This window comes from Syntrophales bacterium, from assembly GCA_026417625.1.
GTDB lineage: Bacteria > Desulfobacterota > Syntrophia > Syntrophales > UBA8958 > JAOACW01.
This window is the reverse complement of record JAOACW010000001.1, coordinates 66,215-88,228: the sequence shown is the minus strand read 5'-3', so window position 1 is coordinate 88,228 and position 22,014 is coordinate 66,215. Positions and strand designations below refer to the sequence as shown.

The 22,014-nt window shown below is 45.6% G+C and carries 21 protein-coding genes; 13 read left to right on the top strand and 8 right to left on the bottom strand.

What is annotated here, in order from left to right; translation table 11 throughout:
• Positions 1-76: 76 nt before the first annotated feature.
• Complete coding sequence (locus N2317_00455) at positions 77-2,440, bottom strand: DEAD/DEAH box helicase (protein MCX7815969.1); 2,364 nt, start codon at positions 2,438-2,440, stop codon at positions 77-79.
• Between the two features lie 106 nt (positions 2,441-2,546).
• Between N2317_00455 and N2317_00450 the strand changes: the two genes are divergently transcribed.
• Together N2317_00450 and N2317_00445 are read left to right on the top strand one after the other, a co-directional pair.
• On the top strand, positions 2,547-2,861 hold the full coding sequence (locus N2317_00450) for an IscA/HesB family protein (GenBank protein MCX7815968.1): 315 nt from the start codon (positions 2,547-2,549) through the stop codon (positions 2,859-2,861).
• Between the two features lie 39 nt (positions 2,862-2,900).
• Entirely contained in the window at positions 2,901-3,839 is a 939-nt protein-coding gene (locus N2317_00445) for a tetratricopeptide repeat protein (GenBank protein MCX7815967.1), read from the top strand.
• Between the two features lie 46 nt (positions 3,840-3,885).
• Here the strand turns inward: N2317_00445 and N2317_00440 are convergent, their stop codons facing one another.
• Together N2317_00440 and N2317_00435 are read right to left on the bottom strand one after the other, a co-directional pair.
• Complete coding sequence (locus N2317_00440) at positions 3,886-4,479, bottom strand: DUF4398 domain-containing protein (GenBank protein ID MCX7815966.1); 594 nt, start codon at positions 4,477-4,479, stop codon at positions 3,886-3,888.
• A gap of 260 nt (positions 4,480-4,739) precedes the next feature.
• Positions 4,740-5,843: a DUF362 domain-containing protein gene (locus N2317_00435; GenBank protein MCX7815965.1), complete on the bottom strand. Its 1,104-nt coding sequence runs from the start codon at positions 5,841-5,843 to the stop codon at positions 4,740-4,742.
• A gap of 158 nt (positions 5,844-6,001) precedes the next feature.
• Here N2317_00435 and N2317_00430 point away from each other — a divergent pair, with 158 nt between their 5' ends.
• The 7 genes from N2317_00430 (at position 6,002) to N2317_00400 (ending at position 15,764) form a co-directional block, all read left to right on the top strand.
• Positions 6,002-6,619, top strand: coding sequence for a nicotinamidase (locus N2317_00430; protein ID MCX7815964.1), 618 nt, complete (start codon positions 6,002-6,004; stop codon positions 6,617-6,619).
• A 1-nt stretch (position 6,620) separates the two neighbouring features.
• Complete coding sequence (locus N2317_00425; GenBank protein ID MCX7815963.1) at positions 6,621-7,967, top strand: nicotinate phosphoribosyltransferase; 1,347 nt, start codon at positions 6,621-6,623, stop codon at positions 7,965-7,967.
• A gap of 421 nt (positions 7,968-8,388) precedes the next feature.
• Positions 8,389-11,043 (top strand): magnesium-translocating P-type ATPase, encoded by a 2,655-nt coding sequence (mgtA, locus tag N2317_00420; protein ID MCX7815962.1) that lies wholly within the window; start codon positions 8,389-8,391, stop codon positions 11,041-11,043.
• A gap of 3 nt (positions 11,044-11,046) precedes the next feature.
• Positions 11,047-11,850 carry a PTS sugar transporter subunit IIA gene (locus N2317_00415; protein MCX7815961.1) on the top strand — a complete coding sequence of 268 codons (804 nt, stop codon included), beginning with the start codon at positions 11,047-11,049 and terminating at the stop codon, positions 11,848-11,850.
• A gap of 9 nt (positions 11,851-11,859) precedes the next feature.
• Positions 11,860-12,870 carry a radical SAM protein gene (locus N2317_00410; GenBank protein MCX7815960.1) on the top strand — a complete coding sequence of 337 codons (1,011 nt, stop codon included), beginning with the start codon at positions 11,860-11,862 and terminating at the stop codon, positions 12,868-12,870.
• A 216-nt stretch (positions 12,871-13,086) separates the two neighbouring features.
• Positions 13,087-15,348: a caspase family protein gene (locus N2317_00405; protein MCX7815959.1), complete on the top strand. Its 2,262-nt coding sequence runs from the start codon at positions 13,087-13,089 to the stop codon at positions 15,346-15,348.
• Positions 15,349-15,377: 29 nt separating this feature from the next.
• A complete protein-coding gene (locus N2317_00400) occupies positions 15,378-15,764 on the top strand; it encodes a DUF1284 domain-containing protein (protein ID MCX7815958.1) in 387 nt (128 codons plus the stop codon).
• An 11-nt stretch (positions 15,765-15,775) separates the two neighbouring features.
• Here N2317_00400 and N2317_00395 read toward each other — a convergent pair whose 3' ends face one another.
• Both N2317_00395 and sixA read right to left on the bottom strand, forming a co-directional pair.
• Complete coding sequence (locus N2317_00395; protein MCX7815957.1) at positions 15,776-15,958, bottom strand: transcriptional regulator; 183 nt, start codon at positions 15,956-15,958, stop codon at positions 15,776-15,778.
• Positions 15,959-15,975: 17 nt separating this feature from the next.
• Positions 15,976-16,437: a phosphohistidine phosphatase SixA gene (sixA, locus tag N2317_00390; GenBank protein ID MCX7815956.1), complete on the bottom strand. Its 462-nt coding sequence runs from the start codon at positions 16,435-16,437 to the stop codon at positions 15,976-15,978.
• A gap of 80 nt (positions 16,438-16,517) precedes the next feature.
• Here sixA and N2317_00385 point away from each other — a divergent pair, with 80 nt between their 5' ends.
• Both N2317_00385 and N2317_00380 read left to right on the top strand, forming a co-directional pair.
• Positions 16,518-17,408, top strand: a complete 891-nt coding sequence (locus N2317_00385) for a PfkB family carbohydrate kinase (GenBank protein ID MCX7815955.1) — start codon at positions 16,518-16,520, stop codon at positions 17,406-17,408.
• A gap of 69 nt (positions 17,409-17,477) precedes the next feature.
• On the top strand, positions 17,478-17,993 hold the full coding sequence (locus tag N2317_00380; GenBank protein MCX7815954.1) for a cob(I)yrinic acid a,c-diamide adenosyltransferase: 516 nt from the start codon (positions 17,478-17,480) through the stop codon (positions 17,991-17,993).
• Positions 17,994-17,996: 3 nt separating this feature from the next.
• Here the strand turns inward: N2317_00380 and N2317_00375 are convergent, their stop codons facing one another.
• From N2317_00375 to N2317_00365, 3 genes are read right to left on the bottom strand one after another with little or no spacing between them, the layout of a single operon-like run.
• Entirely contained in the window at positions 17,997-18,413 is a 417-nt protein-coding gene (locus N2317_00375; GenBank protein ID MCX7815953.1) for a hypothetical protein, read from the bottom strand.
• Between the two features lie 17 nt (positions 18,414-18,430).
• The gene (locus N2317_00370) at positions 18,431-18,883 is read right to left on the bottom strand and encodes an ACT domain-containing protein (protein MCX7815952.1); all 453 of its coding nucleotides are present in this window, start codon (positions 18,881-18,883) and stop codon (positions 18,431-18,433) included.
• A 23-nt stretch (positions 18,884-18,906) separates the two neighbouring features.
• On the bottom strand, positions 18,907-20,202 hold the full coding sequence (locus N2317_00365; GenBank protein ID MCX7815951.1) for a phenylacetate--CoA ligase: 1,296 nt from the start codon (positions 20,200-20,202) through the stop codon (positions 18,907-18,909).
• Between the two features lie 91 nt (positions 20,203-20,293).
• On the opposite strand from N2317_00365, the gene N2317_00360 reads away from it, so the two are divergent.
• Both N2317_00360 and N2317_00355 read left to right on the top strand, forming a co-directional pair.
• Positions 20,294-20,860, top strand: coding sequence for a molybdenum cofactor guanylyltransferase (locus N2317_00360; GenBank protein MCX7815950.1), 567 nt, complete (start codon positions 20,294-20,296; stop codon positions 20,858-20,860).
• Between the two features lie 117 nt (positions 20,861-20,977).
• Entirely contained in the window at positions 20,978-21,952 is a 975-nt protein-coding gene (locus tag N2317_00355) for an NrpR regulatory domain-containing protein (protein ID MCX7815949.1), read from the top strand.
• Positions 21,953-22,014: the final 62 nt, after the last annotated feature.

The following is a 22,014-nucleotide window of genomic DNA, read 5'->3' as shown; positions in this document are numbered from 1 at the left end:
CCCAAGGGTAGGGTGACATCCCTCCGCCTCTCGAACCTTTCCAGCAAGGATTTTAGCCGATCTCTTGCCCGTTCACTCATTTTGCGTTAAGGTTCTGGAGGATGACCAAGGCTGCGCCTTTAGCTCGGGACCCTATCTCAGGAACAGGTCCCACGCAGGAGGGGCACCCTTTTTTACAGGAACAGCCCCTAATTAGTTGTTCGGCTGACATTATGAGTTTCTCATGTTGCTCGTAGAGGATTTCGGAAAATCCAATGCCCCCCGGATACGCGTCGTATAGGAAGATTGTGGGGTTAAAAGTGCCAGTGATTGTGGGAACATTTGTAAACGGGGAAGCTGTAAAGGTTCTTTTTTCCCCTACGGTGTGGTGGACAAACCACTGGCCACTTTTGTCCCCAAGGGCTTCGCCAATATCCCTTACGTCAGACATCAGTATCATTGCAGCCAGGTGATGGAGACAGTAGAGGATTCCTGACAAACCGTCGATTATTTCAGACCGAGTAAAAGGTAGTTTGGTGAGTTCTTTAAAGGGGATGGTAAACCAGTATCCCGTGGTGTGCATTTCCTTTTCCGGTAGATCCACCTCACCGTAACCTATATTTTCTCCCGTGTAGAACTTTATTTTCTTGTAACCAGCAACTTTTGTAGTTACCTGTAGTTCTCCGTGTTCGATTAGGACGTCATTCGATTGTCGTGATTTAAAAATGTCTATGACACGTACGTGTGTGTATGTCATAGCGTCGGTATAGTAATCAACTTCTACAGCGTGTACGTAGGCAATCTTTCTTTGCAAATCCAACTTATCCACTAGGTATTGTTGGGACTCTACCATGTATATGGCTCCTTCATAGACGGAGGTAAAAGCACTGTCCCAGTCCACTTCTGCAATGACTCTGTTCTTTCCTCTTTCCGTGGTATCTACCACCACTACGTTTTCGGGATTGACGCTTCTTAGACTCACTTCGTCGGCAGGGTAACTTTCTGCCGACCAGTGCCAGCGGGATCCCACATGGTGTAAAATTCCTTTTTCAGTGAGGTATTCGAGAATGTCATTGAGTTTATCCCCCCCGAATTCTTCCCCTTCTTCAAAGGGTAGTTCAAATGCAGCGCTTTTTATGTGCTGGACAAGGATCAGGAGATTGTCGGGGTTGATTCTACAGAACTCCGGTGAACGGGAGAAGAAGTATTCAGGATTCTCTACGAGGAATTGGTCCATTGGGGTGCTACGGGCTATGAGAATGGCTACACTCTCCTCTTTCCTCCTTCCTGCTCTTCCTGCCTGCTGCCACGTGCTGGCGATGGATCCAGGGTAACCAAAAAGTATAGCGGCATCTAGATCTCCTATATCGATTCCCAGTTCCAGTGCGTTCGTGGATACCACGCCTTTTATATCACCCCTTCTAAGCCCTGCTTCTATTCGCCTGCGCAGATCTGGCAAATAACCTCCTCGGTATCCCGCTACTGGATAGTGATCTTCTGTTACACTGCCCGGAAAACGATCCCTTAGGTATTTTGTCAATACTTCCACATTGAGTCTGCTAGTCACAAATATTATTGTCTGTATGGCATTCTCAACGAGATCGGCGGCTATTTCCCGGGCTGGCACCATTGGTGATTGCCTGATACCCAATTCTCGGTTAATGACAGGTGGATTCAGAAGAATGAAGGTTTTAGCTGCCCTGGGGGCACCACTTTTGGCGATCAGCGATACTGGTCTTTCCAGTAAGGATTCGGCGTGCTCCTTTGGATTGGCCACCGTGGCGGAGCAGCATATGAATACAGGATCTTGACCGTAGAATCGACATATGCGGGATAGTCGCCGAATGACGTTTGCCATGTGGGAGCCAAAAACTCCCCTATAGATATGAAGTTCGTCTATGACTACGTAGCGAAGATTGGTGAACAATTTTTGCCATTTTGTGTGGTGTGGCAGTATTCCAGTGTGCAACATATCGGGGTTCGTTATGATAATGTGTCCATGCTTACGGATGGCCTGCCTGGCATCGTTGGGTGTGTCGCCGTCGTACGTGAAGGCGGCAATGGGAATACGTAGTTTTCCCGTAATTTCGTTTATTTCATGCAGTTGATCCTGGGCGAGCGCTTTGGTGGGAAATATGTAGATTGCCCTTGTTTCCTTTTCTTCCAGTATACGCTGCAGAACGGGAAGGTTGTAGCAAAGGGTTTTCCCGCTCGCTGTAGGTGTAACAATAACCACATTTCTTCCCTGTCGGATGAGGTCTATTGCATCTCTCTGATGGGAATAGAGATTTTTTATCCCTCCTTTTTCTAAAACCTCCAAAAGACGCTTGTCGACCCAGGTTGGGTAATCAACATACTCGGCAGGCAAAGGAGGTATTCTTCTGAAAGCCCGTACGTTCTCCATGAAACGGGGGTTGTTTTCAGCCCTCTGGATCCACTCTTTAAGGGTCAATTTTACCATAGGCAAAAAATATATTTTTTAAAATAGTTTGACAAACCTTTTCTTGGTGGTTAACGTACCATTTCAAATATAGGGTTTTCAACCCTAAGCAAAAGGAGAAGTTGCTATGTTACAAGTATCGCAAAAGGCAAGTGAAATGATTAAAGAGTTTCTTAAGGATCGTGAAAAACCCCATTCTATCCGGATTTTCCTAACCATGGGATGTAGCGGTCCTATATTAGGGATGGCTCTAGATGAGCCTCAGGAGGGAGACGAGTTAATTATTGATGGTGATTTGACATTCATCATTGAGAAGGAACTTCTGGAAGAGGCAAAGCCAATTGTGGTGGATTTTGTGAGCGGGCCGATGGGTTCAGGATTCACATTGACATCCAGCCTTAAATTTTTTGGAGGATGTGGTGGTGATTGCAGTTCATGTTGAAGTCTGAGCCTGTAAGTTTAAAGGTTCGGGAGGATTGTGATGCTGCAAAACAACGAAGATCATCCTGGAGAAGAAGGGTTGGAGGGGAAAAACCCTGAAGAAGCGGTAAGAGTCTACCAGGCTATGGTGGAACTTTTTCCAAAGGATGATTCCTACCGTTTGAAACTCGCTTGGGCGTACCTTGATAACGGACAAATTGAAGAAGCCATTGCGTGCTTTGAAGACATCTTCGAGCGTGAAGTTTCCCGAAACGTTTTTACTGGCTTTGCCTTTGATGAACTAGTTCGGATATACAAACAGGAAGGGATGACTGACCGTCTGGTTAAACTATGCGAGCGGGCAGCCGTGGCTTATCCGGAAGACGTTTCTCTTCTAGGGGACTTAGGTGATGCCTATATGAGGGCGCAATTGCCCCATAAAGCCGTTGAGGTTTTCCAGCGCATGATAATAATGGATCCCCAGGATACAATGGCATATTGCCGTCTGGGAGAAGCTCTGATCGTTATAAATGACCTGAAAGGTGCTGAAGAGGCTTTCGAACGGGCTGCAACTATTGATCCTGATGGAGCTGGGATATATTACGAACACATGGCTCGGGCCTACCTTGAGGTGAGCATGCCAGAGGGGGCTCTCTCCGCCTTAAAGTTATGTATAGCCTTTGATGCCACTCAGCCATCCTATTACTTAACCATGGGGGATATTCTCGTTGAGATGGGGGATGTGGAGGGTGCATTTGGGGCGTACGCACAAGCAGCTGATCTTAGAAGGGAATTTACTGGTTCCTATTATCACCGTTTGGGGAATACCCTTTTTAAGACGTCCCATTTTGAAGAGGCCTGTAGAGCATTCAACCTGGCTGCGGAGGCAGAACCTATGACTCCTATACATCTTATACGTCTGGCGGAAGCTTCACTAGCTATGGGCGATGAGAAACAAGCCCTTGAGGCTCTTGCTAAATTGGAAAAAATACAGCGGTGATCCTGACTTCAGGATTCCCGCTGTATTTTTATGAGGTCTGATTTTTCTACTTCTTTTTGCCTTTTGCTGGTTTTTCGGGAATGGCAGCCAGTTCTTTAACCTTGGCATCCCACTTTTCTATTATACTCTTTAGTTCATCTATCTTTTTCTTTGTCTTTAGAGGATCGGTAGCAATGGTATCTTTGGCTGTTTTTAAACCATCTTCAAAGGTTTTAGAATCCGCTTTCCATGAATCGAGATCAGTCTTCATTTTATTTTCCACTTTTTTGGCTTTATCTACGAGTGCCTTCCAGCTATCTTCCAGTTCAGCAACGGCTTTTGTAACCTCTTCAGTCATGGCTTTCTTCGCCGTCTGTGCTGCAACTTTGGCCTGATCAAAAGCCTGCTTTGCACTCAGATAGGCCTTTTTGGCATCTTCGTATTTTTTGTCGCTCATAAATTTTTCCGCCTGTTCCCAGGCCGATTTGGCTGTGGAGAAATCAGCAGGCGCGTAATTCTGAGCACCCACCGCGAGTGCGGCATCCATTGCGCCTTTAGCGGCTGCTTTCTCTTCTTCAGGAGGTTTTGCACATCCTCCGAGAATTAGGGCTATAAACGTAAAAAACAAAGTTGCGTAAAAAAGCGATTTGAACTGTCTCATTTTCCCCTCCTTCTGTACATATTTAAGGTTTGCAAGTTGTTTAATTCTCCTTTTATTGTATGTCAAGTCTTTTGAGCGCAAGGTTAAGTGGTGTTGAAGGAAAATATTTTAAAAAGTATAGTGGAAATTGATTTTAAAAAAGTTGAGTGTTGCAGCAATTATAATGAGAAACAGAGGGCTTTTGGGGGATATCACTGTGAAATAGTGGAAGGTCATCGACCTCTGGTACGAAGGCAGGGATTGATCTTCGCGGATCTATTCTAGCAGGAGTTGATAAACCTCTTTGTTATACGTGACGGCAAGCTTTCTATTTTTGCCATTGCTGCCATGGGGCATACCTCAATGCAACAGTAGCACCGGATGCATTTATCATAGATTATAGTTACCTGTTCTTCTGTCATTGCTATTGCCTGAGCTGGGCAAATGCGTGAACATTCCCCACAGAAATTGCATTTTTTTTGATCCGGTTGGGGACGGTCAAGAAGCAGGTTTCTTAAGGCGTTTTTTAAAAAAACTGGTCCCTTTAAGGTTGGTTCTACGGATGGTAATTTAAAATCTCTTATGGTGGGCAGATTTCCCTCCACATGTAGATCTTCTTTGAGGAGACCCAATTTTTCCGCAACCCGTAGGACTGGTACATGGTGCACCGGTATACAGAGCATGCGGGAAACGGCAACGTCAACCGCTATGGCATTGTCGGAACCTATAATCACTCCTAAGTGGCGGGGTTGGCCTCTTTTTCCAGGTCCTTCTCCCTCAAGGGCATCAATCCCGTCAAGGAGATTGATTTCCGGGGCGATCTTCTGGGCGATACTGAGGAGCAATAGGGCAAAAAGGTCTCTATCGACACCTGCTTTGAGATGCCATTCCACTTTTCTGTAACCCACCACGCATCCAAAGAGATTTTTAACCGCAAGGGTAAGAATCATCTGGGAGTGTGTTTTCAGTTTCGGAAGGTTTACCACCACGTCGGCTTCAATAGCATCCCTTGCAAGTTCGATATGGCCAAATGGGGGACCGCAGTTCACCAAGGTACTCGCGGTAAAAGGAAAACAGGAAACGGATATGTTTTTCAGAGTTTCATCCAGTTTTAAATTCTTCAAAATATCCTGAAAGGAACCCATGGCTGGGCTGTCCCCTACATTTGGAACGGCTCCACAATCAATGACGTATTCACAGACAGCACGAACAACCATGGGATGGGTGCAGATTGCCTGATCGGGTGACGATGGTAGAAGAAGATTAGGTTTTATTAGTACTTTCTTATTCTTCCATGATTTCGTACGTAGACAATCAAGGATTTGAAACACCTCTTCCCGGAGGGAATTGTAATCGTAGTTCGCCTTTCTCACGAGAACTTTCATGCGTTTCTTAAACCATAAAAGTTTGCTCATGGCAAAAGAAAAGTCGTTTTCAGGATCTTTGCTGTTTTGAAATGAGAGAGAAATATGGTATAAGAAAACACTTCTTTTTCAATTTTTACCCGGCATTAAGGAAATAAAATTAAAGGAGGAAAGCTAAGATGGTTACTTCTGGAAGGCAAGGTCTTTTCTTGCAGGAAGGAGATGCGCTTGTGGTTGTTGATGTTCAGAACTGTTTTTTGCCGGGAGGTTCTCTTGCCGTTCCTAATGGTGACAGAATTATTGAGCCTCTTAATCAAATAACTGATCGGTTTGCGAGAAAAAGCCTTCCCATCTTCTTTTCCCGGGACTGGCACCCGTCGAATCATTGTTCTTTTCAATCTCAGGGAGGACCATGGCCACGGCACGGTGTACAGGATACAGAGGATGCGGAGTTCCCTCCTGATCTGAAGATACCTGTGGAGGCTATAATCATCTCTAAAGGTATGGATAAAAACAAAGAGGAGTACTCTGCTTTCTCCGGAAAGGATGAGCTTGGTTGTTCACTCGAAGAACACTTGAGATCTTCAGGCATAAAGAGGGTTTTTGTTGGAGGTCTGGCAACAGATTATTGTGTTCTGAGTACTGTTCTTGATATCCTCCAGGGTGGCTACGAAGTATACGTTCTGGCTGATTGTGTACGTGCAGTAGATGTTAAACCAGGTGATGGTGATAGGGCACTGGCAGAGATGAGGGGAAAGGGCGCCCACATTATTAATTCAACGGACATTGAGGATTGAGATGAACCCCCACAGAAGTCCTTTGTTGACAGATCTTTATCAGTTGACGATGCTTGAAGGATACCTCCAGGCTGGTATGGACGAAGAAGCGGTTTTTGAATTCTTTGTTCGGCGATTACCTAGCAACAGGGGTTTCCTTGTATCTGCGGGTTTGGACACGTTCTTACGCTTTCTGGAGGATATGCGTTTTTCTGAGGAAGAAATTTTGTTTCTAGAGCGAACGGGCAAATTTTCTCAGAGGCTGCTCTCGTACCTTGCCGATTTTCGCTTTCGTGGGGATGTGTATGCGATGCCAGAAGGCACGATCTTTTTTGCCGGTGAACCTGTGGTTAGGGTAGTGGCTCCGCTACCAGAGGCGCAGCTCGTAGAGACGCGTTTGATAAACATAATCCATTATGAAACCTTGATCGCCAGCAAAGCGGCAAGGTGTACACTTGCAGCATCGGGAAGGGCAGTCCTTGTTGATTTTGGTCTCCGCAGGGCACATGGGGCAGAGGCAGGAATTCTTGCAGCGAGGGCTAACTTCATTGGCGGATTTGCTTCCACATCGAATGTATTGGCAGAGTTTGTGTATGGTATACCCAGTGCGGGGACAATGGCTCATTCCTTTATAGAGGCACACGACAGCGAAGAGGAGGCGTTTCTGAATTTCGCAAGGGCCAATCCTGGAAATGTCACACTGCTTATTGATACTTACGATACGGAAAATGGAGCAAAAATAGCTGTCAGAGTGGCGAAAGTACTAGCCGAAGAGGGAATTCAGGTCCGGGCTGTTCGAATTGACAGTGGTGATTTGCTACAAACGTCCCAAAAAGTGCGTCGTATTTTGGACGAGAGTGGGTTCAGAAACATAGGAATATTTATAAGTGGAAACATAGATGAATACATCATTAAGGATCTTTTAGGTTATGGTGCCCCAGTGAATGGTTTCGGTGTGGGTACTAAGCTTGATACCTCTGAGGATGTACCATACATGGACTGTGCCTATAAGCTTATGGAGTATGCAGGTAAACCGCGATTCAAAAAGTCTGAGGGGAAGATTACCATTCCTGGAAGAAAGGTGGTTTTCCGTCAGTCCGATGGTGAAATTATGAAACGAGATATTGTGACTGTTGAGGGTGATTATTGTGAAGGTCAGCAACTCATCATAAAGGTGATGGAGAAGGGCAATCGTTTAATCCCAGAGTGTGATCTTAAGGTAGTGGCGGGGTATGTTAGGGAGCAATTGGATAGATTACCTTCTCATCTGAAAGAATTGAAAACAGAGCCGCCATATCCTGTGGAATTTTCTCCTGCACTTTTACAGTTGCAGAGGGAGGCGGAGATTCTTTTTTCGAGAATGTCCTGAACCACGAGTTAAAGAAAAGGTTTGACTTTTTTGATTAAATAGGCCATAGGGGGCCAATCTCTGGTGGATGCGCGGTTATAATTCTGCCTTTATTTTGGAGGATACTCTATGAACGATAACGATGGCAGTCGTAGTGGCCACGTTGAAATGATTGAAAAAAAGAGAACCTGGACCGCTACGGTTGTGGAGTGCGGCTTTTGAAGTGAAGCCGGGATATGAGTAATTAAACTTCTCCGATTCACCTCAGGCCGCCAAGAAAATCCCACCAGCGGCCAGGTGAGGTGGATCATGAAAATCAAAGATGTTTTTCCTTCCTGGCAGGACTTTTTGTCCGGAAGGGTTAATCTGAAATCAATCCATTTTTTTATCTCAGAGGTGTTTTTTACCCTCTGCGGGAAATCTTTCGCTGGGGTGGTGATTGATGGGTAGAGGTTTTTCCTCCAGACTTTTTGAAAATGCAAGGGCTCAACTCGTGCGTCAGAGATCGTTGAAGGAGCAGGAGAAGAGGCTTATCGAACTCTGTACGTTACCGCTGGAGAGGGTTTTCGCTGTTATGGGTTCATCTCAGATGGGATTGAGTTCCGATGAGGTACGGTCTCGTCTTGAGGAATTTGGGCCAAACGAACTCTCCCACACCAAACGTCTTGGATTCTGGGCGGACATTCTTGAAAGAATGAAAAGTCCCCTTGTTATACAGCTTCTTGTTATCGCTTCAGTTTCTTCTCTTTTGGCGGAATTTAAAGCAACGTTGATTGTAACGGCTATGGTCCTTATGAGCGTAGGAGTTTCTTATGTACTGGACCGTCGTTCCAACAAGGCTGTTGAAGCTCTTGGTAAGCGTGTTCAAACACGGACTTACGTTTTGAGAGAAGGGCGGGAAATGGAGATCAGGGTTTCTGAAGTGGTTCCAGGGGACGTTGTACTACTTCAGGTGGGTTCCATTATACCAGCGGATCTCCGTCTTATCACTGCCAAGGACTTCTTTGTGAGTGAATCGGCACTAACGGGGGAGTCCATGCCTGTGGAGAAAAGTGCGCTGACACCTACTGCTGAGATACGTTCTGTTTTGGAACTGCCGAACCTATGCTTCATGGGTACCTCTGTAACCAGCGGTACGGCAAAAGGTTTGGTTCTCAATACGGGATCGCGAACTCTTTTCGGTGCTATTTCCGAGGAATTGGCAAAGAAAAGGGAAGAAACGAGTTTCGATTTGGGTATCCGGTCCTTCGTGTGGTTGATGATGCGATTGATGATGGTGATGGTGTGTGTTGTTTTCTTTGTTGTCGGTTTAACAAAAGGGAACTGGTTGGAAGCCCTCCTCTTTGGTCTTTCTATAGCTGTTGGTCTGACCCCGGAGATGCTACCCATGATTATTACTGTGAATCTGGCCAAAGGGGCCCTGACGATGGCCAAAAGAAAGGTAATAGTGAAGAAATTGGCGGCTATACAGAATTTCGGGGCGATAGATGTTCTATGTACAGATAAGACCGGAACCCTAACTCAGGACCGGGTGGTTCTCGAGCGCCATGTAGATATTCTGGGCAATACAAGCGAGGAGGTTCTTAATTACGCGTACCTGAACAGTTACTTTCAGACGGGTTTGAGAAATCTGATTGATCGTACCATACTGGAGTACGTGAATCTGGATACGAGCCAATGCCGTCTTGTAGACGAGTTGCCGTTTGATTTTCAGAGGAGGCGTATGTCAGTAGTTGTGGAATACGAGGGAGACCATGTGCTCATATGCAAAGGAGCAGTTGAGGAGATTTATTCCTGTTGTACACATTACCAGATTGATGAAGAGATTTATCCTCTTATCGATATGATAAAGGGGGACCTTTTTGAAGATGTGGAAGAGCTCAACCGTGATGGGTTCCGCGTTTTGGGCATAGCTTACAGGGAATTCCCGAAGGAGAAAACTGTATTTACTGTGGAAGATGAGAGTAAACTCATCTTACTTGGATACATAGCCTTCTACGATCCCCCTAAGATTTCAGCAGCTGAGGCTATTTCGCAGCTAGCCCGTGCTGGGGTGAGAATCAAGGTACTCACGGGAGATAACGCCCTCGTTACTCGGAAGGTCTGTAAAGATGTGGGACTCGTGGTGGAAAAGATGGTTTCCGGTCCTGAACTTGAGGAGTTGACACCTGAGGAGTTTTCCAGGGTGGTAGAAGAGGCAAATGTTTTTGTTAAGCTTACCCCCTTTCAGAAGGAACAGATTGTAAAGGAATTGCGTCGAAACGGGCACACTGTGGGATTCATGGGTGATGGTATAAACGATGCTCCTGCTATGAGAGCGGCAGATGTGGGTATATCGGTGGATTCAGCTGTTGATGTAGCCAAAGAGTCGGCGGATATCGTTCTTTTGGAGAAAAATCTTATTGTCCTCGAAGAGGGTATAATAGAGGGAAGAAGGGTCTTTGCGAATATAATCAAGTATATCCGAATGGGGGCCAGTTCCAATTTTGGAAATATGTTCAGTGTTCTAGGTGCAAGTTACCTTTTGCCCTTTTTGCCTATGCAACCGGTTCAGATCTTAACAAATAACCTGCTTTACGATTTTTCGCAAACTGGGATCCCCACGGACAACGTCGATGACGAACAAATTGCCCGTCCTCTAAAGTGGAACGTGGAGAACCTTAAGAGGTTCATCATGTTTATTGGTCCTATAAGTTCGATTTTCGATTATGCGACCTTTGCCCTCATGTGGTTTGGTTTTGGGTGCAGAGCTTTTATCGATTCTGCGCTTGCTGTTACACAGAAAGAAGCTGTTATGAAACTTTTTCAGACAGGCTGGTTTGTGGAATCTCTCCTTACCCAGACCCTTATCGTTCATATCATAAGAACGAGAGGTGTACCTTTTTTCGACAGCAGACCGTCAATGTACATGATGATAACCACTATCTCCGTGATGGGCATAGGCATCTGGTTGCCCTATTCCCCCCTTGCGGATGTGCTCGGTCTTGTGCCGTTGCCTTTAAGTTATTGGGTCTTCATATTTATCTTTTTGCTAAGCTATGCCACACTAACCCATTTAGTCAAAAGATGGTTTTTCAATCGTTATGGAGGTGAATAAACTATGGATACCTTGCTTGACGCCCTTCAGGAAGGAAGGCTTTTTGAATTGCCTGAAAACGATAAAACCCACGCACTCCAATTTCTTGCCCATATTATAGAAGCGTTTCCTGAGGTACCTGCGGGGACGGATATCGTGGGCAATGTGCTGAAGAGAGAACAGGTGGCATGCACAGCGCTGGGTAAAGGATGGGCATGTCCACATGCTAGGGTACCCTTTGACGAGGATCTGAAATGTGTTATCGGTTGGAGCCCCCAAGGCATCGATTATGGTGCACCCGATGGTAAACTAGTTACTCTTGTGGTAATGTACCTCGTTCCTGAAAACCAGAGGAACCATTATCTTAGAGAAATATCCCTTTTGGCCAAGGTTCTGGAGTCATATCCGGGGTTGGATAGGATAAAAGATGTAAAGGATTTAGACGATATCAGAAATTATCTGCTTGACCTGATTGATGCCACGAAGGAAACGGCGAAACCTGATGCTAGGGCACGCATGATAAGGCTTCAGGCGAAACCTTCAAGAGAAGCCCTTATTTTCCGTGATCTTACGAACCTAGTTGTGGAACCTGTTACTCTTATTGCAGTTCCTGGCATGAAACCTGTGGTTTTGACCAATAATCCGGCGCTTCTGGAGTGGCTAGATGGATTACCGGGGATTGTGGGTAAATTGGAGAATGAAGGTATGTATCAAAACGGAGGTTGGAGATTGCTACGCAGGACTGCTGTTACCTATCAGGGTGGACGGGTGGTGTACGACTGTTTGGCAGTAAAGCTGGCAGAGCCAGAATCCGAGAGAACTAAATGAGTTTTCTCTATGATAGAGAGGGTAAAGATACCTTCGCCTATTTCGGGGGGTGTGATACTTTCGTATCAGTGCACAGCTCGTTGTAGGTATTGTATGTATGCCTGTGCACCCGAATGGAAGGATTGGATCTCCGAGTATGACCTGAGATGCATACTTGAGCAGCTTGTTGGTAAGATTAAACCGGCCCCACAGGGGAGTGAAAAAGTCAGTCTCAATTATGGTCTCCATTTCACAGGTGGAGAGCCCTTTATAAACTTTGAATTATTGTTAAATGCCGTGCAGTTTGCCTCCGAGTTAGGAATCCCTTCGACATTCGTGGAAACGAACTGTTTCTGGTGTACAAACGATGACATAACGAGAGAGAGATTTGCTGAGCTGAAGGCAAAAGGCCTAAAAGGGGTTCTCATCTCCGTTAATCCCTTTTATCTAGAATTTATACCTTTTGAACGCACTGAGCGAGGGATTGGAATCGCCCAGGAAATCTTTCCGGGAAACGTGATGGTTTATCAGTGGGAGTGGTACAGTGTATTTAAGCGTTCAGGCATCAGAGGTAGGGTTTCCTTTGAATCATGGGGTATGACGAGAAATTCTCTGCAAAGAGTGGAGATGTTCTTGATGGGTAGGTCTCCCTATCAGCTGCGCAATATGTATCCTGTTTACCCCGCCAGTAGTTTCTTTAATGAACCCTGTATTACCCCTTTTTTGAGGAGTTGGCATAATCACTTTGACAACTACGGGAATTTTCTTCCTGGTTACTGCGGAGGTATTTCTCTTGGTGATTGCCGGAAACTCGATGAGCTTTTAAGGGAAGGTGTACATTTACTGGACAAACCTGTGCTTAGGTTTCTCATTGTTGATGATTTTAGGGGATTGTTCAATTATGCCAGAGAATATGGCTATGAACCGGAGGAGGGATACGTCTCAAAGTGCCATCTTTGCGTGGATATAAGAAGGTTTCTATCAAGTGTGGGAGAATTTTCAGAGCTACAACCCCGGGAGTTTTACCGGTTACTCGAGTGAGTTTTCCCACATTATTCAACTTTTCTCGCCTTGCAAAATGGTTGAATTTTTCCCTTTCGAGCGGTAAATTCAAAAAAAAATCGGTTAGGTTTAAGTATGTGGATTAAAAAGGTGCGGGTGAGTCCCTGCTTAATTTTTTTAGTTTTGGCTTTCTGCACGAGCTGTTACGCCGCATCGGACGCTGACGTTAAGCAGGCAAAAGAGGTTTTGGTATGTTTGAACGGCAAGTGTGAATCCGCTGAGAAGTATACCAGAGATAGGATAATGGGGGGACTCCTTGCCATGATTAAGGCCAATGAGAACACCCAGGCGGATATCTGTACCCTGGGGGATGATGGTGAAACATGTGAGAAAAAGGGTATTCGATGGTACGTTCAAGGGGGACCTTTCCCTGGTATTGCTTCGTACAGTGAACCATACATCTTTCAGGCAACCTTTGATAAAAAGACAGCTCAGATAAAGTTCATGATGGACGGAAAAGGTAGATGGCTTGGGCCACTACTTTGTGCCAGTGCCCCTGTAACTGTTTCTGTTATCTCACCTACAAACGTGATTATGGAAAGTAGTCCCGTTTGTTCTTGGTTGTTCTTTCCAGGGGCGTACTACATGAAATTCACGATTAACAGCCTTGATTTTGATAAAAGCGTAATCTCTGGTAGTTACAGTGTAGCCGGTGCAGGTCTCCTAAACATCGGTGGAGGTTCGAACCTCTTTCGTATGGAGTTTAAAAAGAAGAATGCCCTTGTTTCAAAGGATGGAGGTCTCGCTGTTTTGCCTCCTTTGGAGAGTTTACCGGCGGATGTATTTGTTTTGGCCGTGCCTGGTTCAGAAGGAGTGGTAGAGAAGAAAGAGGAGACAACAGAGGAAGAAAAGCGCCTATGGGAAAATGTGTCAAGGGAGAACAGTATATCGAGTTATAAAAGGTACCTGGAACTTTATCCAAAGGGAATGTTCCAGGGGGCTGCTAAGGCCAGGATCCAGGCCTTAGAGGAAAGGGAGATCATAGAACAGGATGTGGCGTATTGGGGCAGGATCAAGGATAGTAAAAACGCTGCTGATTTTGACTCCTATATAGAAAGATTTCCCAAAGGTCTCTTTGTGGATATGGCTGTAGCTTCGGCCAAGCGCCTACGTGCGGCCACCTCGGTTTTGGGTGAACTGGAGGTGGAAGAGGCATTATGGGAAAAAGTTAGGGATAGTAAGGATCCCGAAGAGGTGCGTAAATATCTGCACAGGTATCCACTGGGTATATACGCTGATCAGGCAAAGAGACGGATCGATAATCTTCTCGCAGTTAGGGATAGACACGACAATTTGGAATTGCGTTTGTGGAAGAAGATTGAGAATAGTAGGAACATAGAAGATTACAAGAATTATCTTCAAATGTACCCCGATGGATTATTTGCAGATCTCGCAAAGTCCCGCATTGATGTACTCCTGATAGTGAAAACTGATACCGAGGAGATGGTTTTCTGGAACAGCATACGAGAAAGCTCGCGGCCGGAGGATTTCCGGGAGTACCTGAGGCGGTATCCAAAGGGAAGATATACAGATCTGGCGAAAATGCTGGAGAAACAGCTGGAGGCTTTAAAAGCGGAGAGGGATGAGATTGAGTTCTGGGAAACAGTGAAAGATTCTAGAAAGTTGGAGGATTTTGTCCAGTATCTACAGAAATACCCTAAAGGGCGGTATGCAGAAATAGCCAAACAGAGACATGATGAACTGTTACGCATTAAGGAGGGTGCGAATATTGATTTTGGTAATTATTATGCACTCGTAATTGGAATCGACGAATACAAACACTTAAGAAAACTACGAACAGCTCGCCGTGATGCGGAAGCTGTAGGTGCTCTGTTAGACAAAGAGTATGGGTACGGGGTAGTTCTGCTAATCAATGCTACTCGAAAGCAGATTATGGATGCCTTCAGCAAACTGCGGAAGAGTCTTACCCAGAGGGACAATCTTCTGATCTACTATGCCGGACATGGTTACCTGGATCGGGATACGGGTAGGGGATACTGGTTGCCTGCCGATGCCGATGCCGATAGTGTGGCCAACTGGATATCTACGAATGACATTTCCGATGCCCTTAAAGCAATGGCGGCCAAGCACGTAATCGTTGTTGCCGATAGCTGTTACAGTGGTACCCTCACAAGGGGAGTAACCGTGACAGTGAAGGGTTCTGATTATCTCCGCCGTCTGGCAGAGAAGAGAACGCGGGTTGTTCTTACCTCAGGTGGTGTGGAACCCGTGCTGGATGAGGGCGGAGAGGGTCATTCTGTTTTTGCCAGACTTTTCATTGATGTACTCAACAAGAATAGAGGCATTATGGAGGGAACTCGTCTTTTCGAAGAGCTGCGAAAACTGGTAGCGACCAATGCCCCCCAGACTCCTGAATATTCTGATCTGCCTTATGTTGGTCATGAGGGGGGTGATTTTCTATTTGTGCACAAGCAGTTCAAGATGTTGTCACCATAGGGAATCTCTTTTGTTGAGGATATAGGAGTATGGAGCAAGTTTTAAGACTTAGGGGACATCACCTCTTCTGTTTGCAGTTCTTTAAGGGTGAAGGATACAGCAAGGGGTTTGTGGAAAATTTACGTAAGATAGTTGGGCGCTGGGGTGGTGAAAAAGCTGTCCTGGTAAATGGGGCAGACGACGTCTGTAAGGAGTGTCCTCATCTTGCCGATGGTGGGTGTGCTTATTTTGGTGAGGATAAGATAAGAGAAGAGGACCGTTTAGCGCTCAGTCTTTTGGATTTGCATGTGGGCGATACAGTTACCAAGAGAGATATCTTGGTTAAGATGACCCCTCGCATTAGGGATACTTGGCGGAAGAATAATTGCGAAGGATGTATATGGGAAGCTATCTGCTTTCCTGAAGAGGAGGAATAACATCCAGAACGTCAGTTTTTTGGTTCGTAGAAACAACGCTTGGGGGAAACTACCTTTCCTTCCTTCTTAAGTTCTGCAATTATTGCTGAGACTTCTTTGCTGTCCAGGCCTGTGGTTTTCGCCACATCACCGGGTCGCACAGGCTTTCCTGCTATTTTCATGGCTTCGAGCACCTTAATTTTTCTGTCTTCCATTTGTATAACCTCCATATTTACTTGGGTTCCGCCACCAAGATCCACTTTATAAACCAGGGCGCATTTCCCTCACGATCCAGGCAGACAATACCGCCATTCTGAAATTTTACGATTCTCTTTTCAATCGTTCCTGTTATCAGGTATGATACCAATCTCTCCAAGAATGGTAAATGACCCACAATCATTTCATTCTTGTCTGGGTGAAGATCAGGAACCTTTTGTAGCACATCATCGTTTGGATTGAGACCAGCCTCAGCTAAAATGCCAAAAGGCGGTTTTAGGTATTTTGCCATGATTTCTGCCGTTTGTGCCGCTCTGGTTTTGCCACTGTGAATGATACGTAAAACTGGGATTTCGAATTTAGCTGCAATTTTTGCAACTCTTTCCACAGCTTTTTTACCCTCCTCCGTCAATGAGCGGTTGGGATCTATTCCCTCTGGATAGGAGAGACCGTGTTGGACGAGATAAAGGGGCATCATTTTCACCTCTCTGTGAAACTTTAAATTTACTACCTTCTACTTGCCATTCCGTCAAGGGTTTCGTATAAAGGAAAACACTTATGAGCGGTTGTGTCTTTGGTTTGGGACAATGTTCTCTGGATTATATAGGACTGATTTCTTCGTATCCACCACCGGATGTGAAGTGTGAGTTTACCAATCTCCACATCGAGGGTGGTGGTCCGGTGGCGACGGCTATGGTGGCTTTAACCAGGTGGGGAATTCCATGTTCTTTCACCGGTGTTGTGGGAGATGACGATTTTGGCTCGCTGATCCTGAGAGATCTAGCGGAGGAAGGCGTGGATGTTAGCAGGGTAGTTGTGAGGAAGGGTTGCTATTCCCAGTTTGCCTTCATCGTCGCTGAGCCTTCAAATGGTCGTCGAACCATTTTTTGGCAGCGTCCCACAGGGGAATCTATTAAACCCGAAGAACTGGATCTCGAAAAGCTCAAAAGAAGCAGGATGCTCTACACTGATGGGTTGTTTGTTGAGGCCTCACTTTTTGCCTGTAGACAAGCCAAAAAGTGGGGAGTTACCGTTTTTGTTGATGCGGGGACACTAAGGGAGGGTATGCTGGAGATGGCAACGTTGAGTGATTGTTTTATAGTTTCTGAGGTGTTCTCCCGGTCCCTTGCCGAGTCACCAAGAAAAACTTGCGAATATCTCGCCAACTTGGGTTGTCCTTTTGTGGGAGTAACACTGGGTGCTGAGGGTTACATTGCCCTTGTGGATGGTCAGTGGATAGAAGGAACTGCTTACAAGGTGCAGACGGTGGACACCACGGGATGTGGTGATGTTTTTCATGCCGGTGTGGCCTGGGGACTTTTAAAAGGTTGGCCTCCTGGGCAATGTCTTGATCTCGGTGCTTGGGCAGCGGCTATGGTGAGCACCAAACTTGGTGGGAGAAAGGGTATCCCTCCGTTGGCGGAGTTGAAGATGAGATACGGTACTTAGGTTAATTATCATTGACGTAGTAGGTATTCTTCTGTACTAAAAGCTCAGTTACTAATGGAGGCGGGGCCAATGAAATTTTCCAAGAAGGGTGATCAGGGAGAAACGAGTTTATTAGGAGGTCAGCGTGTACCGAAGTTTGATCCCCGACCAGAAACTTACGGAGTGCTGGATGAGGCGAGTTCTGCTCTTGGTGTAGCTCGGGCTATATCACAGAGCGATAAGGTGAAGGAGATCATTCTTAGTGTCCAGAAAGACCTCCTCGTTATGGGTGCTGAGTTATCGTGTGTACCTGAGGATGTGGTGAAGTTAAATCGCAGAATAGGTGCTGACGATGTCAAGAGGATAGAAGATATCATAGATGAGCTACAAAAGGATGTCATTCTGAAGAGGGAGTTTATATACCCGGGGGAGACGGTCCTTTCTGCTCAAATTGATGTGGGACGGACGATTATAAGAAGGGCGGAGAGGAACGCTGCCCGTTTAAAGAACGAGGGACTGGTGAATAACCCTCATATTCATGAGTATCTCAATCGTCTTGCCGATATGCTTTTCGTACTTGCCCGCTGGGCAGAAAGAAACGAGTAGTTTTTAAAAAGCACCGAGCTGACAGGGGCTGATTTTTACATTTAAGGCTTCACACATGGCTGCCACGTAGAGCCGCGGCAACCTAAGTTTTGCGGCAATCTTCCATACAGAACAGCACGGTATGCTGCCGTTCGCCAGATAACGTCTTATCATTTTTTCCATTTCTGGAGATGGCTGGATGGTTTTTATCAGGATTTTACCTTTAGATCCATGACCAAAGAGCCCGAGCTGGCACCATCCGATACGGATGCCTAGAGTGTTACATACGTAGCCGATCTCCTGAAGGCGCAAGTTTTTCCTTCTTGATAGTTTTTCTGCACTGACGCAGGGGAGTCTCCCCTCTTTTAGTTCCGTTTCGATTTCCTTTTGAAGTTGCAGAACATAATTATCATTGTGATTATTCTCAGAGGACGTGTCCATTTCTTTGCCTTATCCGTTCAGTATTTGTAGTGGAAGGGTTCCACTGCTGCTAGTTCTTCGCTATCTAGGGTTTTAAAGCCATGCTTTTCTACGAGCTTTTCCGCTTTCTCCAGTTGATCCACGTCCACGACGAATACGGCACTTACCCTGTTTTCCAGGACGAATCCGTACGCGTTATTGATGTTTATGTTTTCTTTTGCCAGAAGTTGCGTTAGTTTGTCCAGCCCCCCTGGTCGATCTTCAATAAGTACAGCGAGAACAGGTCGCAGACGAACCATCATGCCTGCTTTCGTGAGTGCCTCTTTGGCTCTCTCCGGGTCGTCTACAATAAGGTTGATGACACCGAATGTGTCTGACGTGGATATCGTGGTTGCCCGGATGTTTATTTTCTCCTTTGCTAAGATCGATGTGACGGCGGCAAGTTTTCCAGGCCTGTTTTCTGCAAAGACGGAAAGTTGGCTGGCAATCATGGAAAATACCCCCTTTCATTTGTTCAGTCTTTTCTATTGTCAATTACCCGTTTGGCCTTACCCTCTGTTTGTGGCAGCGTATTGGGCTCCACAAGATCTACCCTAGGGGTGATGAGAATCTCGCTGCGTAATTCATCGATAATTCTTCGCCTTAGTTGTTCGAGGTGTTTGATGTCACCGTCAAAGTACTGCTGTTCAACCTCGACCTTAACTGTCATGATATCGGTATAATCCTCACGGTCAAGAATGATGAGGAAGTTCTTTCCAACACCAGGAATGGCCATTAGTTTTCTCTCAATTTGCAGGGGGAAGATGTTGACACCTTTCACAATCAACATGTCGTCTGTCCTGCCTTTAATGCGGTCAATTCTTCTGTGTGTTCTGCCACAGGGGCAGTCACCAGGTAAAATTTTAGTTATATCCCGGGTTCGGTAGCGTAAGAGAGGCATACCTTCACGATCAAGTGTGGTAAGAACGAGTTCTCCTTCCTCACAGTCTGGTACTGGTTCGAGGGTTTTTGGATCTAGGACTTCCACAAGAAAACTGTCCTCCCATATGTGGAGACCATTCTGATACGGACATTCGAAGGCTACCCCCGGGCCGTTCATTTCTGAGAGACCGTACGAGTTGAACGCTTTAATACCGTATATTTCTTCGATCTTCTGTCTCATTTTTTCAGAGTGGGGTTCAGCTCCGATGTATGCCATGCGGAGTTTGGTGTCTCTAGGGTTGAGATGCATTTCCTCAAAGACACTTGAGAGATGAAGGGCATAACTCGGTGTAATGTGTATGACTGTTGTTTCGAAATCCATCATAAGCTGGATTTGCCTTTTGCTGTTCCCTGCCCCGGCGGGAATAACGAGGGCCCCTATTTTTTCCGCTCCATAGTGGAAACCCAAACCACCTGTGAACAATCCATAACTCATCATGTTCTGGAAGACGTCTGATTTTCTCATACCCGTCATGAACATGCATCGGGCTAAGAGATTCGTCCAGACATTGAGGTCGTTCTGTGTATGGAATACGATAGTAGCTCTACCCGTTGTTCCCGACGATGAATGCATACGCACCAATTCCTCTTTTGGAACCGCAATAAAACCGTATGGCCAGTGCTCTCTGAGATCATCCTTTGTTGTGGGAGGAATTTTCGTTATATCGTCAAGCGATTTTATATTCTCCGGCGAGAAACCTATTTCGCGGAATAGTTTGCTGTAGTATTGCGATTTTGATGCCCTCTGAAGGGTATTTATTAATTTCTCAAATTGCAGCGTTTCCAGCAGTCTTCGCTCGAGGGTTTCTATTTCCTTTTCCCAGTACATGTATTGGCCTCCACATTCTTTGATAGTTATTAAAAATTTCTAACGCGGTCACTTGAATTTGGCAAGTTTAATTTGTATTAGGGCATTTGTAATGATTTCAGGGGTAGTGTTAGCTGGTGGTTTGAGCACCCGCATGGGGTTTAATAAGGCTTTTATCGAAGTCTGTGGGGAGAGGATCATTGATCGAACCGTTAGGGTTTTGAAAGAGATCTTTCCTGAAGTTATCCTCGTTACAAACGATCCCCTTCTTTATTTGGATTTAGATTGCATCATAGTTACAGACGTTCTTCCCGATAAAGGTCCACTTATGGGAATTTACACTGCACTTCTTTTTGCAAATTATGAATACGTTTTTGTGGTTGCCTGCGATATGCCTTTTTTAAGTGCAGATTTCATAAGATTTATGAGCGAAAACAGACAGGGATTCGATGTTGTTGTTCCGTCAACGGCAGATGGTCTCCACCCCCTCCATGCATTGTATTCTAAGCGTTGTATGAAAAAAATCTATAATCAGATCAAGAAGGATGAACTTAAGGTATCGGTGTTATACAAAGGATTGAGGAACAAGATTGTCACAGAGGATGAGATAAGGGCTTTTGGTGACCCACGTCTCCTTCTGAAGAACATAAATACCAAAAATGAATTAACTTTTTTGTAATTTTTTATTGACAAAATAGTAACTCCTATTCTATTCGGTCGGCAAAAAATTGCCGATTGCCGCTTAAGTATGTCCCTTTATGTGAATTATCCGGATGATGTGGAGAGGAAAACCCTCATGATTCTCAGGGTAATCCATGAGTCTAAGGAGCCCGTGGGTTCTCGCTTTATTGCGCGAAAGCTTCAGGAGAAGGGGATTTGTTTGAGTGAGAGAACTGTGCGGTACCATTTACGTCTCTTGGATGAGCGGGGTTTGACGCGGTTAATGGGGAAGCGTGATGGTCGGGTTATAACGGAAAAGGGTATTGATGAGTTGGGGAAGGCCCGTGTTCAGGACAAGGTTGGGATGGTTATTTCGAGGATTGAGATACTCTCTTTCCAAACCACGTTCGATCCTGATTCGGGAAAGGGGTATTTGCCTGTGAACGTATCCCTTTTCCCCGAAGATTTTTTTGGAATGGCTCTGGAAATTATGAGGCCTGTTTTTTCATCGGGATTTGTTGTTAGTGATCGCGTAAAGGTTGCTGAAGCTGGTTGTATGATCGGTGGGATTAAGATTCCGAAAGGCCAGGTGGCAGTAGCGACAGTGTGCAGTTTGGTGGTGAACGGGGTGCTCCTCAAGAATGGTATACCTATGGATTCCAAGTTTGGTGGCATCTTGCAGGTTAGAGATGGACGACCATTGCGGTTTGTAGAACTGATTAGCTATGCAGGGTCTTCACTTGACCCGTCGGAAGTGTTCATCAGAGGAAAGATGACTGATGTAAACGGGGCTGCTCTCAGAGGTGATGGAATGATTCTCGCCAATTTTCGTGAGATCCCCGGTCCATGTTACCATCTGACGCAGAATATTATTTCTCGTCTTGCCCGCTGGGGGATCAGAGGGGTCCTGGCGATCGGTAGAATCGGTGAACCTGTGTGTCAAGTACCAGTTGATGTGAGTAAGCTAGGTCTCATTCTCATAGGAGGGTTGAATCCACCGGCTGCAGCTTATGAACGGGGAGTACCAGTGGAAAATTATGCCATGTCAACTGTTCTGGATTATAGCGAGATGTTGAGCTTTGAGGATGTGTTTATGAAGTTTAAGTGTTAGGGCAAAAAGAAACAGAGAGTCCACAATGAAGTATCATGATTGAGTTATCATATTAAAACTTG

Coding starts and splice junctions, on each gene's coding strand:
- N2317_00455 (MCX7815969.1), bottom strand. CDS start 2,440: ATGGTAAAATTGACCCTTAAAGAGTGGATCCAGAGGGCTGAAAACAAC.
- N2317_00450 (MCX7815968.1), top strand. CDS start 2,547: ATGTTACAAGTATCGCAAAAGGCAAGTGAAATGATTAAAGAGTTTCTT.
- N2317_00445 (MCX7815967.1), top strand. CDS start 2,901: ATGCTGCAAAACAACGAAGATCATCCTGGAGAAGAAGGGTTGGAGGGG.
- N2317_00440 (MCX7815966.1), bottom strand. CDS start 4,479: ATGAGACAGTTCAAATCGCTTTTTTACGCAACTTTGTTTTTTACGTTT.
- N2317_00435 (MCX7815965.1), bottom strand. CDS start 5,843: ATGAAAGTTCTCGTGAGAAAGGCGAACTACGATTACAATTCCCTCCGG.
- N2317_00430 (MCX7815964.1), top strand. CDS start 6,002: ATGGTTACTTCTGGAAGGCAAGGTCTTTTCTTGCAGGAAGGAGATGCG.
- N2317_00425 (MCX7815963.1), top strand. CDS start 6,621: ATGAACCCCCACAGAAGTCCTTTGTTGACAGATCTTTATCAGTTGACG.
- mgtA (MCX7815962.1), top strand. CDS start 8,389: ATGGGTAGAGGTTTTTCCTCCAGACTTTTTGAAAATGCAAGGGCTCAA.
- N2317_00415 (MCX7815961.1), top strand. CDS start 11,047: ATGGATACCTTGCTTGACGCCCTTCAGGAAGGAAGGCTTTTTGAATTG.
- N2317_00410 (MCX7815960.1), top strand. CDS start 11,860: ATGATAGAGAGGGTAAAGATACCTTCGCCTATTTCGGGGGGTGTGATA.
- N2317_00400 (MCX7815958.1), top strand. CDS start 15,378: ATGGAGCAAGTTTTAAGACTTAGGGGACATCACCTCTTCTGTTTGCAG.
- N2317_00395 (MCX7815957.1), bottom strand. CDS start 15,958: ATGGAAGACAGAAAAATTAAGGTGCTCGAAGCCATGAAAATAGCAGGA.
- sixA (MCX7815956.1), bottom strand. CDS start 16,437: ATGATGCCCCTTTATCTCGTCCAACACGGTCTCTCCTATCCAGAGGGA.
- N2317_00385 (MCX7815955.1), top strand. CDS start 16,518: ATGAGCGGTTGTGTCTTTGGTTTGGGACAATGTTCTCTGGATTATATA.
- N2317_00380 (MCX7815954.1), top strand. CDS start 17,478: ATGAAATTTTCCAAGAAGGGTGATCAGGGAGAAACGAGTTTATTAGGA.
- N2317_00375 (MCX7815953.1), bottom strand. CDS start 18,413: ATGGACACGTCCTCTGAGAATAATCACAATGATAATTATGTTCTGCAA.
- N2317_00370 (MCX7815952.1), bottom strand. CDS start 18,883: ATGATTGCCAGCCAACTTTCCGTCTTTGCAGAAAACAGGCCTGGAAAA.
- N2317_00365 (MCX7815951.1), bottom strand. CDS start 20,202: ATGTACTGGGAAAAGGAAATAGAAACCCTCGAGCGAAGACTGCTGGAA.
- N2317_00360 (MCX7815950.1), top strand. CDS start 20,294: ATGATTTCAGGGGTAGTGTTAGCTGGTGGTTTGAGCACCCGCATGGGG.
- N2317_00355 (MCX7815949.1), top strand. CDS start 20,978: ATGATTCTCAGGGTAATCCATGAGTCTAAGGAGCCCGTGGGTTCTCGC.